Here is a 16,869-nt window from a genome sequence, read left to right on the forward strand (position 1 = left end):
TCATTCCTATTTCATGAATTAACCTATACTATGAAGAACACGATTGTCTTTCTAATTATTCTAATATGTACTATTAAAATATTACCAGGACAAGACAAAGTGGTATTAACTGGAAAAGTACAGGACTCTTTGAGTCAACCTCTTGAATTTTCAAATGTTGTCATTTATAAAAATAAATCAACACAAATTTTTACATATGCAATTACAGATGAATACGGCAAGTTTAAGGTAGAAACTTTCAAAGACAGCTCTTACACTCTTAAGGCAAGTTTTATAGGTTTTGAAAATTATATTTATCATTTTAAAAGCGTTAAAGATGATTATAAATTAATTACGCTCAATGAAGTAAAAGACGCTTTAGATCAAATCACCATTGTTTATGATCTTCCCGTTAAAGTTTCAGGTGATACTATTTCATACCGAGTTAATGCCTTCACAAATGGTAATGAGCGTAAATTAGAGGATGTTATCGGAAAGTTACCTGGCTTTGAAATTGATGACGACGGAAACATTAAGGTTCAAGGAAAAAAGGTCAACAAAATTATGGTCGACGGAAAAACATTCTTTTCAGGAGACACAAAACTAGCAACCAAGAATATTCCTGCAGATGTCGTTGAAAAAATAAATGTTCTCAATAACTTTAATGACATAAGACCAACAGCTGGTCTTCAAGATAATGATAAGATAGCCTTAGACATCAGATTGAAAGACGGAAAGAAAAATATCGTGTTTGGATCTGTTGAAGCTGGTTTAGGAACACACGAACGCTATAACAGTCATGCCAATATTTTTTATTTTAATCCGAAGATAAGTATCAATTTCATAGGAGACCTTAATAATATTGGTGAACAAGCTTTAACCTTTCAAGACTATTTCAAATTTAATGGAGGATTTAGAACTGCTGGTAAAAAATCATCATTTAATATATCATCTGATTTATTAGGATTAACGGGACTTCAAGACAACAAAGCACAGAATTCTATTTCAAAATTAGGGGCATTGAACTATAATTTCAATCCAAACAAAAAGCTGAGTTTTTCAGGATTTTTAATTCATTCTGAAATTGATTATGACTTACTTTCAGTAGCTCAAAAAAGCTATATCAGAGAAGACGATAACAGTTTTGAAAGTCTAAGCTCTAGGATACATCAAAAAAGCAGCTCTGACCTTATTAAATTATCTGCGAAATACATTCCTAACAGCAAATTACATTTTCAATACGATGCCTTATTCAATAATACTTCTTTATTAGAGGAAAGTGCTCGAAACTCCATATTTGATGATGAAGAGAATAATATAGACCAGAACAAAAAGAACAGACCTATGTCATTTCAGCAGAAATTAGGTATGTATTATGCTCTAAACGAAAAAAACATTTATGCCCTTGCTATGACTCATGGTCATAAAAACCAGAGAAATCCGTTACGCCTTTTTTCACAAGATAGACTATTTAATACAATCATACCCTTTACAGATTCGGGAAACTATAATGTACTTCAAAATTTAGAACAGAAAACCAATAGCTTTAGTACTGCATTAAATTATTATTATGTAATAAATCCTCTAAACCATATTAATATTAATTCTGGAGTAGATTATAACTACCAATGGCTTTCATCAAACATTGTTCAAAACACAGGCGAAAGTGAGATTGAGTTTGATGATTCAAATCTTTTAAATCAGACCAGATATAACTTCACAGATATTTACATTGGAGTGACATACCGAACAAAACTTGACAAACTTACTATAAATACTGGATTGGCACTACATAACTACAATGCAGAAAATGAGCAAATTCTAACAAGTTTTAAAATACATAAATCTTTAATCCTACCCAATATAAAATTGAGGTATGATTTTAAAAAAACTAGAAACTTAACACTAAATTACGATATCAACCCTGAGTTTTCTGATATTCAACGATTGACCCAAGGATTGGTTATCAAAGATTACAATGCACTATTTCAAGGAAACCCAGAGTTAAATAATGCTATATATCAAAATTTCAATTTAAGCTATTATGATTTCAATAGCTATAACTTCAGTAACTTATATGCAGTTTTATCCTATCAAATTAAAGAAAACGACTTCAATAACACTCTCACTTATAACGATATAAATAGCATATCTTCAACCGCAAACATTTCTAGCCCGAATAAAGTATTTTCAGGTTTTGTAAATTATGATCGACGTTTTAAGCCTGTAAAAATTAATGCCTCACTAAGTATTTCAGTATTAGATTATAAGAGCATATTACAAGAATTATTTGTAGATAATCAATCCGTATCGCAAGATTACAAAGTATCTGTTGAAACACGTATGGACAACTTTCCAATTATTGAATTAGGTCTGAGAACATTATTTAATAACTACAAATCTGATGCAATTGGTAATCAATCCTATTCGTCAACCAGACCCTTTGCTAATATCGAACTTTCATTTCTAAAGGATTTTATTTTTACAGCCGATTATCAATATACATTCTACAATAATAACACTAACAATTCTACAATAGAATACGACTTTTTAGACGCTAATTTATTTTACCAGAAAGAAGGAAGTGATTTTGAGTTCAAGCTCTCAGGAACCAACTTACTAAATACCTCTGCGATTAGGAATGATGCATTCTCTGAAAACTTCATAAGTACCTCTCAGTATTTTGTACAACCACGGTTTTTGTTGGCTAGTATTATTTACAGTTTTTAATTAGATGGATTTCCCTTACTTATTGTGAGGATTATCTTTCTTTATTGTTTAAAAAAACGTATAATTTTATAACTCTAATCTTTTACAAAACAACATGTTATGGAACATTTAAAGAGTTACGAATTAACATCACCTGAATTAATTTTTGGCGGCGAAATATACGGAACAACAGCTACAATTTATGGTGAATACTATACAGATGTGTATGATTCTGACACAGGAAATATTCGTTTCAAACCTGCATTTTAATAGGTTTAAACTAATAAGTATGAAAAAGTTTACAAAGTTTAAAATTGAAAATACCAACTTGATTTTTGGAGGCGATCATTTACCTACAGAATATCCATACGGGACAGATGGTATTGGAAAAGACTTTTATGACGATGTTGCACATGCACTTGTGTTTATAGAGCCATAATCATTAGTTCAACCAATTTTGAACGCATAAAAAGACAATTTTATTTATTAGATCGTCTGTATATTCTATCTAATAAAATGAAAACACACATCAATAAATCGTATTTAAAATGTTAAGAGTTTTATTAATACTATCCATTACGCTTATGAGTTCAACTCATTTGATGGCACAAGAGTTTAATTATAATCCAAAAAATGAAAACAACGTTGATGACATGAGTTTCAATTTAGCAAAAACGATACTTGAAGAAACTTCTTTACAAGTAAATGAAAATAATGGTAAGCTGAATTATGCCAATTTATGGAATATTGCCGTGGCTTATAATCTTCTTGGTAAAACTGCTGATGAAATTATACCCATTTTAGAACGAAGCAAGAAAAAAAATCCTTACAGCTTTTCGTTGATTTTCACAGAACCTATGAATATCAAAGAGAAATGGCTAAGATGCTTTACTAATGAGGAATACGACCGATGGTATATTGAAGCGCAAAATACTGTAGCGAAGCACAAAGCCTTAGCTGAAAAAACAAAAAAGCCTTTTAATGCCAATCAAAAATATGATCCTGAACTTATTAAAGCCATAACTGAAATCAAGTTAGCCGATTCTAAGTTTCGTGACGCTGGCGACATCAATATGGATAAGCAGCGGCTTATAGATAACGAAAACATGGTTAAAATTGACGCTTTACATGACAAATACAACTGCTACATTGGGAAATCTATGGTAGGAAAAGACTTGTCTTATGTAATGTGGTCTGTAATTCAACATTCAAATTTAACCTTTATGGAAAAATATTTACCCGTTGTAAACAAGGCTATTCTGGATAAAGAATTAGACAAAAATGTTATTAAGATGCTTGTAGACAGAATCTATACAATAAAGCATGACAAACAGATTTTTGGTTCTCAATTAGGCGTTGAGATAGCTACAGATACAGAGGCTCTAGCACTTAAAGAGAAATATAGCTATAAACCATCTAATGTAGCCAAAACAAAAAAAAGAAAGAAACAAAGTTTTGATGCTTGGTTCAATCAAGACTAATATAAATTTAAGGAGTAACCTGAAAATCCTAAAAACAGAGTAAGGAAAATTTAATTTAACGATTCAATATGGAAAATTTCAATGAATTCGAGCTACAAAATCAGGAAATGATTTTTGGCGGTGAACACCAAAAAACACGTTACACGCATGACAGTGGGTCAAGTGGTAAAGACCTCTATGACACAGATGCTCATACAATTGTTTATTTTGAGCCAGATTCACCTTGATTTAGGTTAACATTAAATGCAAAAGATATAAATAGTGTTTTACATAAGCCTGTTTATATCTTTTTTCTTTTATTGATATGATATATATAATTTCAGAAAAAAAAGATTTAGTAACCGACTTAGTTATTGAGTGGATCACAACTAAAAGAAAACAATTCAAACGATTTAATGATGATGAGTTCGTCAAAGATCATAGTCTATTAAAATCCAATGTCAGTAAGTTATGGTTAAGACGCGGTACATTTAACGTTATACCTAATAAGATCTTTAGTGATTTTTTCAATAGAATTCATATTTTAAATTATTTAAACAGTGAGGTAAGAGAATATAGTATATACTTAGAGTATGCTTTAAAAAAACAATTAGAAGACAACTACATTGGATCATTTACCAAAGAGGTCTCTTCCAATAACAAACTCATCAATCTAGACATAGCAAAAAGTGCTGGTTTCAAGACACCAACAACACTTATTACATCATCAAAAAAAGAACTAATTGAATTTTATAATACTCACAAGTCAATTATAACAAAAGACTTAAGAGCTCCTGTAAACATAAAAACTAGACACAAAGCACTAATATCAACAGGCGTAAAATTAGTAAACGATCAAATGTTAGCTAAGCTGAAAGAGTATTTTGCGCCCATATTCATTCAAAAATATATTGAGAAAAAATATGAAATAAGAGTTTTTGTGTTTTCCAAAAAAATGTATGCTATGGCTATTTTTTCTCAAAAAGATGAGCAAACCAAAATTGATTACAGAAACTATAATACAGTAAAGCAAAATAGATGTGTCCCTATAAATTTGCCTAATAATATTCAGGATAAAATTTGGGCATTTATGTCCAAAACTCAAATGAATACCGGTTCAATTGATTTAATTGTAACACCTGAAAATGAATTCTATTTTTTAGAAATAAATCCTATGGGGCAATTCCATTGGTTATCTGCAAATTGTAATTATTACATTGAAAAAGACATCGCAAATTTTTTAACAACATGACTAAAATAAAATTCAACTCAATAAAAGGCCATTTTCCATTAACGATTCAAAACGCTAAACTTGTTAATAAAGTGGTCCCTATATTCTCAAAAGGTATTGTTGCTTCAAATTACCAAAGCAATAATGTAAATCAGCAACAATTTTATAAACCTATTTCCAAAATATTACAATTTTAATGACCAAAGAAGTTCCTGTTTTATATGCCAGTTGTATTCCTGTTAAAGGTGCAGCTAAAAGTATCATTTGTGATCTACAAAGACAAAACTATGTTCATATCCCTAATGACTTGTATAATATATTGACTGAACATTCAGGTAAAAGTTTAGAAGAGATAAAAATCTTTTATGAAAATAAATATGATAACATTATTGATAATTATTTTCAAATCTTATTTAAACATGATTTTGCTTTTTTAACTGATACTCCAGAATTATTTCCTAAACTACAATTAGAATGGCATGAACCCTTTGAGATTACAAATGCTATTGTAGATATTGATTCATCATCAAAGTTTGAATTAAATACGGTTTTAAACCAATTAAGTAGCTTAAGTTGCAAGTTTGTTCAAATTCGATTCTATCGAAACACGTCCATAAAAGAAATAGAAAACATCTTTAGATTCTTAAATACTGTAAAATCAAATTCAATTGGAATTGAGCTCTTAATTCCATTCAACAAAAGCCTTAATGACACTAATTGTCTCCTACTCTTCAAAAACTTTAAAAGATTAAACTCGCTAATTGTATATAATTCTCCTCAAGGAAAGAGAATCAAACCAATAGGAAATTCTAAATATTATATAAATACTGGAGTTGATATTACTTCGGAAAAACATTGTGGCTGTATTGATAAGTCCCTATTTTCAATAAACATAAAAGTCTTTAGCGAATCTCAGAAATTCAATTCTTGTTTAAATGGTAAAATTTCAATCGATAAAAATGGAGATATAAAAAATTGTCCTTCAATGCCTGATTCTTTTGGTAATATAAATACCAATTCATTAGAGCAGGCAATTTTAGATAAACACTTTAAAAAATACTGGAATCTTAACAAAGATGATATCGACATCTGCAAAGATTGTGAATTTAGATATATATGCACAGATTGCAGAGCCTATGTTGAAGATCCAGAAAACGTCAAAAGTAAACCCTTAAAGTGCGGCTACAATCCCTACAAGGGCGAATGGAAAGATTGGAGTGAGTCTAAATTAAAGAAAGAGAGCATCACATACTATAATTTATAAAAGCATTACCCATATATGAGTTTAAAAAAATTCCCTTTCTACAAGCAAGCAGATTTTAAAGATTGCGGACCAACATGTTTGAAAATTATCGCAAAATACTATGGGAAAATAATAAACATCCAAAAACTTAGAGATTTATCTGAAACCACCAGAAGCGGAAGTAATCTTAAAAACATAGCCAATGCAGCAGAGAAAATAGGGTTTAGAAGTTTAGGTGTTAAAATTAGCTTTAAAAAATTGGAAGAAGCAACTCTTCCTTGTTTGGTACATTGGAATAAAGTGCATTTTGTGGTATTGTATAAAATTAAAAATAACAAATGTTATATTTCAGATCCAGCACATGGTAGATTAGTATATTCCAAGAAAGAATTTATTAAAAGATGGATTGGAAATAACGCAGATGACACAACACTTGAAGGTGTGACTTTATTATTAGAAACAACACCCAAATTTTATAAAGAAGAAGGTATTAACGATACTGATAATCCAGATTTTGGATTTTCATTTTTATTCAAGTACATCTCAAAATACAAGTCGTTTCTAATAAATCTTATCATAGGATTAATAGCTGGAAGTTTAATTTCATTAATATTTCCCTTCTTAACTCAAAGTATTGTAGATGTTGGTATCAGAAATTACGACATACATTTCATCTATCTAATACTATTGGCTCAATTATTCCTTTTTATGGGAAGAACCGCAATAAACATCCTAAGAAGTTGGATTTTATTGCACTTAAGCACACGTATTAACATCTCATTGATATCAGATTTTTTTATAAAACTCATGAGTTTACCAATTTCATTCTTTGATGTGCGAATGACAGGAGACATTCTTCAACGAATAAATGATCATAAAAGAATTGAAACCATTCTAACTTCCTCTTCGCTTAACACTTTATTCTCAACTATAAATCTTATCATATTTGGTGGAGTCCTAGCCTGGTATAATGGATACATCTTTCTCATCTTCATCATTGGTACTGTGTCCTATTTTTCGTGGGTACTTTTCTTTTTCAAAAAACGAAGAGATCTCGATTATAAACGCTTCTCTCAAGTTAGTCAGGAACAGAGTAAAGTCATTGAACTCATTAACGGAATGCAAGAAATAAAACTACATAATGCCGAAAAACAAAAACGATGGAATTGGGAATATTTACAAGCCAAATTATTTAAAATATCAATCAAAAGTCTCGCATTAGAGCAATATCAATCTGTTGGTTCATCTTTCATCAATGAATTAAAAAATATTCTAATTACTGTTCTTTCCGCAAAACTAGTAATAGATGGTGAAATCACCTTAGGAATGATGCTAGCCATAACATATATTGTCGGACAATTAAATTCTCCTGTTGGACAAATCATTAATTTTTTAAAAGAATGGCAAGATGCAAAAATATCCCTAGAGCGATTATCAGAAATACACAACAAAGAAGACGAAGAGCAACAGGATATAGACAAAATAAATGACATCCCAATTAATGAGGTTTTAAACGTCAATAATATTTCGTTCAAATATGTTGGCTCCAGTAAAATAGTTCTTAAAGATTTAACGCTTCAAATTCCAGCTAATAAAGTCACTGCTATAGTAGGTGTAAGCGGAAGTGGTAAAACAACGCTCATGAAGCTACTTTTAAAATTTTATGAAACAACTAAAGGAAACCTAACCTTGGGTAATATTGATTTAAAAAATATATCACAAACCTCATGGAGAGAAAATTGTGGTGTGGTCATGCAAGAAGGGTATATTTTTAGTGACACGATAGCTAATAATGTTGCAGTAGGCGTAGATCAAATCGATAAAAACAAACTTAAAAACGCTTTAAAAACGGCATGTATCCAAGAGTTTGTAGAGAGTTTACCTTTATCTTACAACACAAAAATAGGTATGGAAGGCATTGGCTTAAGCACAGGTCAAAAACAACGAATTTTAATAGCCCGAGCTGTATATAAAAATCCAAAATTTTTATTTTTTGACGAAGCAACATCGTCACTTGATGCCAATAATGAAAAGAAAATAATGGAAAATCTCAATCTATTCTTTGAAAACAAAACTGTAGTTGTTATTGCACATCGCCTTAGTACTGTTAAAAACGCTCATCAAATCATTGTTTTAAAAGATGGAAAAGCCATAGAAATTGGACCTCACGATGAATTAGTGAAACTGAAAGGTGATTATTATGAATTAGTGAAAAATCAATTAGAATTAGGAAAATAAATGTCAGATTCAGAAAAAAAAGATATTAAATCGATAGAAATTATTCCTCCAGAAGGAAAGGCTTCTATGGGATTTACCATCAAAGGAGAGGATGGTAAAACCATAACTGTAACCAACCCTAAAATTATAGTTAAACAATCCCCAAATGAAGATATAACTCTTAGAGATGAAAATGTTCAGGAGATACTTACAAGTGCTCCCCATTGGATGATACGATGGGGTAACATACTATTTCTAAGCTTAGTCCTTCTCATTTTATTCTTAGCTTGGTTTATCAAATACCCTGATACCATAAGCGAAAAAGTTAGTATCGAGCAAGAACTAAATAGTAATACTCATGTTGGATATATTACCTCTAAGAATTTTACTTTTGAAAAAGTTAAAAAGGGACAAATCGTACAATTATCTTTACTTGTGTATCCTGAATATGAAAATGGTGTTGTAATGGCTGTGGTGGACACCGTATTCTGGAATAAACCCTTAAAGCAATATGAAGCAAAAATTAGTTTACCACAAGGGTTAACTACCACCTATGAAGTAGATATAAACCCAAACACCAACTTGGAAGCTCAGGCTAAAATCATCCTAAAAGACAAACGTTTGATTGAACATATTTTCAATCTTAAATAAATCCATCTTAGCATCATAAAAACATGTATTTAGTTGAACCCCTGAATCATTTTCATAAAACACCGATTTGAAAGAATCGGTGTTTTTGATTTTATAGCACCTTAAACGTATCATATATAATAAATCTGTATTTTAGTAAAGCATTTGACGATTAGCAATGACTCACGAATTTAAAGATATCGTATACCAGGCAAAGACTAACCAACAAAATGGATTGAAAAACGTCCTTGCAACTGTGGTTTTTCTTGAAGGGTCTTCTTACAGAAAACCAGGAGTGCGGATGCTTATTTCTGAAAATGGAATACTGACTGGTGCTGTTAGTGGAGGTTGTGTTGAAAGTGAAATTAACCGTCGTGCACAATCTGTTTTTAAAGATGATAAGGCAAAAGTCATGACCTATGATGGTCGTTATCGATTGGGATGCGAGGGTATTTTATATATTCTTATCGAACCTTTTACCATCTCTGATGATTTCCTAAAAGTTTTTCAGTACACTTTGAACACGAGACAATCGTTTACAATAACATCATATTATAAAAAGGAAGATGGTGCTTTTGGTGACTTTGGAAGTGTTTTTTCCATAAACAATGACACTAATTTTTCATTTTCCGAAGCATACAAAACAAATGACATAAGTCATCTAGAATACTTCTCTCAAACACTACAGCCTAGTACCAGATTATTGATTATTGGAGGTGAACATGATGCTGTAAAGCTATGTAGCATGTCTAGTTTATTGGGCTGGGAAGTTGATATCATCACTTCTATAAAAGACCCAAAACAAATCTCTGATTTCCCCGGAGCTAAATCAGTTTCAGCTCAAACTCCTGAAATTGTAAATCTCGAAATTGACACTGAAACGGTTGTTGTTTTAATGACACACAACTATGTTCAAGATCTAAAGTATTTACTCAAATTAGAACCCTTACAACCTAAGTATATTGGAATATTAGGATCATCAAAACGAAGAGAACAATTAAAAAATGAGTTGTTTCACTACAATCCAGAACTTTCTGAAGACTTTCTGAAAAGCATCTATAGTCCTTCTGGTCTACATATTGGAGCTATCACTCCCGAAGAAATTGCTCTATCCATCTTAGCTGAAATACTATCAGTAATTAGAGGTACTCAAACAGTCTCGCTTAGAACACTAAAAGGTAAAACACATTTTAGCAAATGACAGTTGCCATCACAATCTTAGCAGCAGGAAGTTCTTCTCGAATGAAAAAAATAAAGCAATTATTACCCATTCAAAACAGCACTTTATTAGGTATAGCCATTGAAAATGCATTGCAATCTGATGCTGATCAGGTGTATTGTGTTTTAGGTGCTAACGCTGATTTAATCACTAATTCAATACAAAACTCAAATATTAAGATTATATACAACCCGAAGTATTCTGAAGGCTTGAGCTCAAGTATCATTGCAGGTATTGAGTATATGTCATCCAAACCATTTGATGCTACACTGATCATGCTTGGAGATCAACCAATGGTAGATTCAGAATATCTAAACAAGTTAATTATAAATTTTAAAGGGAATCCATCTCAAGTCGTTGCTTCAGAATATTCAGATAAAATAGGTGTTCCTGCTATTTTTCCAAAGACATTTTACAATCAGCTATTACAACTAAACGGCGATAAAGGAGCAAGTCTTCTTTTAAATTCTGAAACGATAAATATCAAAACTGTTACAGGAAGTTCTTTGGTAGATATTGATACAGAGGAAGATTACAACAGTTTTATCAATTCTTTATAATTTATTTATTTGTTTATAAAATGTTATAGTCAGAGCATTTCAGTTAAATATTTTTTAACTTTAGCTAAATATCTAACAATCATGGCAATATTTAATTTAAAGATCAACGGAAAAAAAGTTGATGTAGACGCAGACAAAGACACTCCTTTACTTTGGGTACTTCGCGATAAACTTAATCTAGTAGGTACAAAATTTGGATGTGGAATTGCGCAATGTGGTGCTTGTACTGTTCATTTAGATGGTACAGCAGTGAGGAGCTGTTCGCTACCAATATCTAGTTTAGAAGATGCAAATATCACTACCATTGAAGGACTTGCAAAAGATGAGTTGCATCCTGTACAAGAAGCCTGGAAAGAACTTGATGTACCTCAATGTGGTTATTGCCAAGCTGGTCAGATTATGACAGCCACCTCTTTTTTAAAAGAGAATCCTAGTCCTAGCACCCAAGATATTAGAACCGCAATGAATGGGAACCTCTGCAGATGCGCAAGTTATAATAGAATAGAAAAAGCTGTAGCACTAGCTGCAAAAAAAATGTCATAAGCTAAATATCATGGAAAACTCAAACAAACTCACATTTAGCAGACGTAATTTCATTCGTACATCTGCGCTTGCCACTGGAGGAATGATTATTGGATTCAATATTCTTAATGCATGTAAAGAATCTGCCGTTCCAGCAGTAGATGTCTCAAAATTAAATTTTCAGGACTTTAATGCTTTTATAAAAATTGCTGAAAATGGCTATGTAACCATATACTCACCAAATCCTGAAATTGGTCAAGGCGTTAAAACCTCAATGCCCATGATCATTGCTGAAGAACTAGACGTTCCTTGGGAACATGTTAGTGTCGAACAAGGCGCATTAGATACTGAAAATTTTACCAGACAAGTAGCTGGAGGCAGCCAGTCTATCAGGTTTGGCTGGGATGCACTCAGACAAACAGGAGCTACAGCTAAACAAATGTTAATCAATGCTGCGGCTGCAAAATGGAGCGTAGATGCATCTTCCTGCTCTGCTGTAAATGGCATTATTAAAAATGGAAATGGTGATGAACTTGGTTACGGTGAAGTGGTTAACGAAGCTGCACTTTTAGAAGTTCCGGAAGATATTACTCTAAAATCACCTAAAGATTATAAAATTATAGGTAAGGATGCTATAAATGTTGATATCGATAAGATTATTACAGGAAAACCACTTTTTGGATTGGATTATAAAGTGGATGGAATGTTATACGCCACAGTGCTCAGACCACCTGCTTTCGGACAAGTATTAGAATCATATGATGCTTCTGAAGCTAAAGCTCTGCCTGGTGTTGTAGATGTCATCACTATTGGAGAAAAAGCGCGACACTACTTAAATCAGGATAATTTTGATCCATCTGCTCATTGGAGTGTTCGTTTAAGCGAATCAGATAAAGTGGTCGTCATTGGAAAAACCACTTGGGATGCTATTAAAGGAAAAAAAGCCATAAAAGCGGTATGGAAAGATGAGTCTCCAACGGAGAGCTCAGAGACACATGATAAGGCATTGAATGATCTCTTAAATGGAAATAAATTTGATACTAGAAGATCAGATGGTAATGTAAAACAAGCTTTTGCAAATGCCGACAAAGTGATTGAACGCGTTTATGAATCTCCTTTCTTACCTCACAACTGTATGGAGCCAATGAACTTTTTTGCAGATGTAACCAATGACAAAGTGCATTTGGTTGGTCCAATTCAAACACCTGAAGCAGCAGCTAAGGTTGTGGCTTCGTTATTAAACCGTAAACTTGAAGACGTACATGTAGATATGACACGAATGGGTGGAGGTTTTGGAAGGCGTCTCTATGGTGATTTTGTGTATGAAGTTGCTGAAATTGCCGATAAGTTGAAACAACCTGTTAAATTGATTTCTACTAGAGAAGACGACATGACTACTGGTGTTTACAGACCAGCTATTAAGTATAAAATTGCAGCTGCACTCAAAGATGGTGAAATTATAGGATATCATTTAAAAGAAGCTGCTGTCAATAGTAATATGTATGGTTTAATTCCGCACTTTTTCCCAGCTGGAGCTATAGAGAACTATCAGGTAGATACAGCTAACTATCAAAGTAATATAACCACAGGAGCATGGAGAGCGCCTTACACCAACTTCTTAGCTTTTGCTGAACAAAGCTTCTTTGACGAAATTGCTGAAGCATTAGAAAAAGATCCTGTACAATTACGCCTCGACCTGCTTAAAAATGTAAAAGATGGTGAAGATCCTAATATCCAATATTCTGCAAAACGAATGACTGATACTATAAAGCTTGCTGCCGAAAAAGGTAATTGGGGAAAAGCTGGTAACGATATTCATCAAGGGTTTGCTGCCTATTACAGTCACAACACTCATGTTGCAGAGGTAGTGGATATTACCATGAAAAATGGACGACCTTCTATTGAAAAAGTTACAGTTGCTGTGGATTGCGGGATTGTTGTCAATCCAACAGGTGCCAAAAACCAAATTGAAGGTGGTGTGATTGATGGTATTGGTCATGCTATGTATGGCGACTATGCTTTTGAAAACGGGAAACCACAAGACGTGAATTTCAATACGTATCGTTTGATTAGAATGAGTGAAACGCCCAAAGTCGTGAACACTTACTTTGTAGAGAACGAACTCTCTCCTACTGGATTAGGAGAACCTGGATTACCACCTGCAGGAGGCGCTTTAGCCAACGCTATTAAATCGGCTACAGGACAAATATTAACCAAACAACCATTTATAAAATCATTGAAAGAACGTAAGACCGATTTTAATGTTTAATTATTAGGTTTTAACTCTGAAACACTCCGATAACATCTTATATAATTCTGGATGTTTACGTTTCATCAATTTTGGGTTTTCAAAAAAGTATTCTGAAGCCACAGCAAAAAATTCGGCTTGTTTAGTTCCGCCATAGGCTCTAATATCTGACTTATCATTATTGATGGCCTCCATTTTATCATGGACCAATTTCAACCATGGAATAGCATATGTGTTTTGAAGTAATAACTCAGGAATACCATCAATATGATCATCCATTTTATCAATGAGGTGTACAAATTCATGAATAGCTGTATTGCGCTTATCGTTTGAATTTTTAAATCCGTGATATAGCGCTTTCCTGGATAAGATCATTTTCTTTTCTAAACGCCCTGTACCAACAACACCTGCAATGCGTTTGGACTTGCTTATATCAGAAAATTCAAAATCTTCATTAAAATTATCGGGATAGATCAAAATCCCACTTACAGTAGGATAGTACCATTCCTTAAAGGCAAATACAGGAATGACAGCACTCGCTGCCACTAAAATTCTGTCCAGATCTTCAAGTTCAAAATCAACACTATCAATATAAACTTCACTCAAAAACTGCATCATTCTATTCTGAAAACGCTTCTGTTCAGCAGTATCAAGCTTTTTATAGAAGTTAACCTCTTTCAGCATGATAGCATGCCAATGCTCAGGAAACGGTTGTGCTACTCTGGAATTCTTTTTATAAAATGCGTAACCAACAAAAACAACTAGACCAATAAAGATGATAAAATACAGCATAAATAGGTTTCTGGTTTAGAGTTCTAAACTAAGAATTTAAAATGTATTCAATAGCAATCTGCTAAAAAATGAATATCTTTTCAGTATCTAACCATTTAAAATGAGGAAGTCATATATTGATTTACACTGTCATCCAGCCTTAAAACCTTACGGAAAAAGTTTTAAGTACAAACCACCTAAACAAAATAACCTAAATAGTGGTAGAAGAAACTCCATTTGGCATTACAGTCCGCCAAATTTTCTTGAACGGCAAGTCAATAAAGTACTGACGCTCACAAAGTTTACTCAAACCGATCTTACCGCATTAGCAAAAGCCAATTGCAACATTGTAGTCATCTCTTTGTATCCATTTGAAAAGCATTTTCTAAAAGATAAATTACTCGGCTTTAAATTCGTTTCAGATATCCTTGTTAATCTCGCGGCTGGTGTGAGTCAAAAACGAATTGACAGCTTAAGAAACCACAATAGCTATTTTCAAGATCTAAATGACGAATACGCCTACTACATGCAGCTACATAATTTTGCTCAGGTTATTGATAAGGTTACATTTACATATCGTCTGGTGAATAATTATGCTGAAATTTCTAATAATATAACTACTTCAACTTCCGATAGAAGGATTATCAGTCTTGTGCCAACCATAGAAGGTGCTCACGCTTTTGAAACTGGCTTAGATAAAGACAAGAACACAGCAGATGAAACAACAGTTCTAAGCAATATTGACACGGTTAAAAACTGGGATCATAAACCGTTTTTTATCACATTAGCCCATCATTTTTATAACGAAATTTGTGGTCATGCTAGAAGTATCAGTATCGGACTCATAAAGAAAAATCAGAATCGCGGACTCAATACAGACATCACAGATTTAGGCTTTAAGGTCATTGATAAACTATTAGACAACACCAACAATAAGCGCATTCTTATTGATATCAAACACATGAGTACCTTAGCGCGAACCACCTTTTACAACCTATTAGATACAACCTATGCAGGCCAAAACATTCCAATCATTGTAAGTCATGGTGCTGCTAACGGAAAACGTTCTATTAATGAACCCAATGCTACAAATTCTGAACAAAGTAAATATTTTAGAGAAGATGATATTAATTTTTATGATTCGGAAATCTTGCGTATTGCAAAATCAAAAGGTATTTTTGGATTACAACTAGATGAGCGTCGTATTGCTAATAAAAGAGCAATTAGAGCCTCTAGAATTTATTGGCCAAGTAAAAAACGACGTTATAGGAATAAATCGGATTTGATTTGGAGACAAATTCGTCACATTGCAGAACTACTGGATAAAAACGGACTTTTTTGTTGGGAAACCATATCCATAGGATCTGATTTTGATGGTATTGTAAATCCGATCAAAGGACTTTGGACAGCTGAGAATCTGGAAGACATAAAACCGTATTTAATTGAGAAAGCTGAAGTGTATTTAAAAAACCACAAAGCTAAATTTCAATTGCAAAATCAAATTTCAGCAAATGAAATCATCGATCGGGTATTATTTATAAATGCTAACGAATTTTTAAAACAACATTTTAATTAAGTCTACAAGTCTTAAGAGTATAAAAAACATATGAGTGACAAAGAAAAATTTATGAAAGAAGCTGTAAATGCAGCTCTTAAAGGAATGAACAATAACGAAGGTGGCCCTTTTGGCTGTGTGATTGTAAAAGACGGAAAGATTGTAGGCAGAGGCAATAATAAAGTGACTTCTACCAATGACCCAACAGCACACGCCGAAGTAACAGCCATAAGAGATGCCTGCAAAAATCTGGACTCTTTTCAATTGGATGGCTGTGAAATTTATACGTCCTGCGAACCATGTCCAATGTGTTTGGGTGCTATCTATTGGGCTCGTCCTGATAAAGTGTACTATGGGAGCAATCAGGTAGATGCAGCAAATATTGGTTTTGATGATGAATTTATCTACAAAGAGATTCCACTACCATACAATGAAAGAAGTATCCCATTTACACAATTAGCTAGAGATATTGCTTTAGAGGCCTTTCAGGAATGGTCAAAAAAAGAAGATAAGATTGAATATTAA

16 protein-coding genes are annotated in these 16,869 nt (G+C 32.6%); 15 read left to right on the forward strand and 1 reads right to left on the reverse strand.

Features of this window, described 5'->3' with window-relative positions:
• Positions 1-30: 30 nt before the first annotated feature.
• The 13 genes from Q0951_RS15330 (at position 31) to Q0951_RS15390 (ending at position 14,039) form a co-directional block, all read left to right on the forward strand.
• The gene (locus Q0951_RS15330) at positions 31-2,709 is read left to right on the forward strand and encodes an outer membrane beta-barrel protein (protein ID WP_299338713.1); all 2,679 of its coding nucleotides are present in this window, start codon (positions 31-33) and stop codon (positions 2,707-2,709) included.
• Between the two features lie 99 nt (positions 2,710-2,808).
• Positions 2,809-2,958: a hypothetical protein gene (locus Q0951_RS15335; protein ID WP_299338715.1), complete on the forward strand. Its 150-nt coding sequence runs from the start codon at positions 2,809-2,811 to the stop codon at positions 2,956-2,958.
• 19 nt (positions 2,959-2,977) lie between these two features.
• Entirely contained in the window at positions 2,978-3,127 is a 150-nt protein-coding gene (locus Q0951_RS15340; protein WP_299338718.1) for a hypothetical protein, read from the forward strand.
• 109 nt (positions 3,128-3,236) lie between these two features.
• Positions 3,237-4,169: a DUF6624 domain-containing protein gene (locus Q0951_RS15345; protein WP_299338720.1), complete on the forward strand. Its 933-nt coding sequence runs from the start codon at positions 3,237-3,239 to the stop codon at positions 4,167-4,169.
• 68 nt (positions 4,170-4,237) lie between these two features.
• On the forward strand, positions 4,238-4,396 hold the full coding sequence (locus tag Q0951_RS15350; RefSeq protein WP_299338723.1) for a hypothetical protein: 159 nt from the start codon (positions 4,238-4,240) through the stop codon (positions 4,394-4,396).
• Positions 4,397-4,473: 77 nt separating this feature from the next.
• Positions 4,474-5,400 carry a hypothetical protein gene (locus Q0951_RS15355; protein ID WP_299338725.1) on the forward strand — a complete coding sequence of 309 codons (927 nt, stop codon included), beginning with the start codon at positions 4,474-4,476 and terminating at the stop codon, positions 5,398-5,400.
• Between the two features lie 175 nt (positions 5,401-5,575).
• Positions 5,576-6,643, forward strand: a complete 1,068-nt coding sequence (gene gwsS, locus Q0951_RS15360) for a grasp-with-spasm system SPASM domain peptide maturase (protein WP_299338728.1) — start codon at positions 5,576-5,578, stop codon at positions 6,641-6,643.
• 15 nt (positions 6,644-6,658) lie between these two features.
• The gene (locus Q0951_RS15365) at positions 6,659-8,860 is read left to right on the forward strand and encodes a peptidase domain-containing ABC transporter (RefSeq protein ID WP_299338730.1); all 2,202 of its coding nucleotides are present in this window, start codon (positions 6,659-6,661) and stop codon (positions 8,858-8,860) included.
• Positions 8,861-9,490, forward strand: a complete 630-nt coding sequence (locus tag Q0951_RS15370; RefSeq protein ID WP_299338733.1) for a hypothetical protein — start codon at positions 8,861-8,863, stop codon at positions 9,488-9,490.
• A gap of 157 nt (positions 9,491-9,647) precedes the next feature.
• Positions 9,648-10,670, forward strand: a complete 1,023-nt coding sequence (locus Q0951_RS15375) for an XdhC family protein (protein WP_299338735.1) — start codon at positions 9,648-9,650, stop codon at positions 10,668-10,670.
• Complete coding sequence (locus Q0951_RS15380; protein WP_299338738.1) at positions 10,667-11,248, forward strand: nucleotidyltransferase family protein; 582 nt, start codon at positions 10,667-10,669, stop codon at positions 11,246-11,248. Before Q0951_RS15375 ends, Q0951_RS15380 begins: the two co-directional genes overlap by 4 nt.
• Before the next feature lie 81 nt (positions 11,249-11,329).
• Complete coding sequence (locus tag Q0951_RS15385) at positions 11,330-11,791, forward strand: (2Fe-2S)-binding protein (RefSeq protein ID WP_299338740.1); 462 nt, start codon at positions 11,330-11,332, stop codon at positions 11,789-11,791.
• A 10-nt stretch (positions 11,792-11,801) separates the two neighbouring features.
• Positions 11,802-14,039: a molybdopterin cofactor-binding domain-containing protein gene (locus Q0951_RS15390; protein WP_299338743.1), complete on the forward strand. Its 2,238-nt coding sequence runs from the start codon at positions 11,802-11,804 to the stop codon at positions 14,037-14,039.
• A gap of 3 nt (positions 14,040-14,042) precedes the next feature.
• Here the strand turns inward: Q0951_RS15390 and Q0951_RS15395 are convergent, their stop codons facing one another.
• Positions 14,043-14,810: a zinc-dependent peptidase gene (locus Q0951_RS15395; protein ID WP_299338746.1), complete on the reverse strand. Its 768-nt coding sequence runs from the start codon at positions 14,808-14,810 to the stop codon at positions 14,043-14,045.
• A gap of 100 nt (positions 14,811-14,910) precedes the next feature.
• On the opposite strand from Q0951_RS15395, the gene Q0951_RS15400 reads away from it, so the two are divergent.
• Both Q0951_RS15400 and Q0951_RS15405 read left to right on the forward strand, forming a co-directional pair.
• Positions 14,911-16,365, forward strand: a complete 1,455-nt coding sequence (locus Q0951_RS15400) for a membrane dipeptidase (protein ID WP_299338749.1) — start codon at positions 14,911-14,913, stop codon at positions 16,363-16,365.
• A 30-nt stretch (positions 16,366-16,395) separates the two neighbouring features.
• A complete protein-coding gene (locus Q0951_RS15405) occupies positions 16,396-16,869 on the forward strand; it encodes a nucleoside deaminase (RefSeq protein ID WP_299338751.1) in 474 nt (157 codons plus the stop codon).

This window comes from uncultured Psychroserpens sp., assembly GCF_947501425.1.
GTDB lineage: Bacteria > Bacteroidota > Bacteroidia > Flavobacteriales > Flavobacteriaceae > Psychroserpens.

Coding starts and splice junctions, on each gene's coding strand:
- Q0951_RS15330 (WP_299338713.1), top strand. CDS start 31: ATGAAGAACACGATTGTCTTTCTAATTATTCTAATATGTACTATTAAA.
- Q0951_RS15335 (WP_299338715.1), top strand. CDS start 2,809: ATGGAACATTTAAAGAGTTACGAATTAACATCACCTGAATTAATTTTT.
- Q0951_RS15340 (WP_299338718.1), top strand. CDS start 2,978: ATGAAAAAGTTTACAAAGTTTAAAATTGAAAATACCAACTTGATTTTT.
- Q0951_RS15345 (WP_299338720.1), top strand. CDS start 3,237: ATGTTAAGAGTTTTATTAATACTATCCATTACGCTTATGAGTTCAACT.
- Q0951_RS15350 (WP_299338723.1), top strand. CDS start 4,238: ATGGAAAATTTCAATGAATTCGAGCTACAAAATCAGGAAATGATTTTT.
- Q0951_RS15355 (WP_299338725.1), top strand. CDS start 4,474: ATGATATATATAATTTCAGAAAAAAAAGATTTAGTAACCGACTTAGTT.
- gwsS (WP_299338728.1), top strand. CDS start 5,576: ATGACCAAAGAAGTTCCTGTTTTATATGCCAGTTGTATTCCTGTTAAA.
- Q0951_RS15365 (WP_299338730.1), top strand. CDS start 6,659: ATGAGTTTAAAAAAATTCCCTTTCTACAAGCAAGCAGATTTTAAAGAT.
- Q0951_RS15370 (WP_299338733.1), top strand. CDS start 8,861: ATGTCAGATTCAGAAAAAAAAGATATTAAATCGATAGAAATTATTCCT.
- Q0951_RS15375 (WP_299338735.1), top strand. CDS start 9,648: ATGACTCACGAATTTAAAGATATCGTATACCAGGCAAAGACTAACCAA.
- Q0951_RS15380 (WP_299338738.1), top strand. CDS start 10,667: ATGACAGTTGCCATCACAATCTTAGCAGCAGGAAGTTCTTCTCGAATG.
- Q0951_RS15385 (WP_299338740.1), top strand. CDS start 11,330: ATGGCAATATTTAATTTAAAGATCAACGGAAAAAAAGTTGATGTAGAC.
- Q0951_RS15390 (WP_299338743.1), top strand. CDS start 11,802: ATGGAAAACTCAAACAAACTCACATTTAGCAGACGTAATTTCATTCGT.
- Q0951_RS15395 (WP_299338746.1), bottom strand. CDS start 14,810: ATGCTGTATTTTATCATCTTTATTGGTCTAGTTGTTTTTGTTGGTTAC.
- Q0951_RS15400 (WP_299338749.1), top strand. CDS start 14,911: ATGAGGAAGTCATATATTGATTTACACTGTCATCCAGCCTTAAAACCT.
- Q0951_RS15405 (WP_299338751.1), top strand. CDS start 16,396: ATGAGTGACAAAGAAAAATTTATGAAAGAAGCTGTAAATGCAGCTCTT.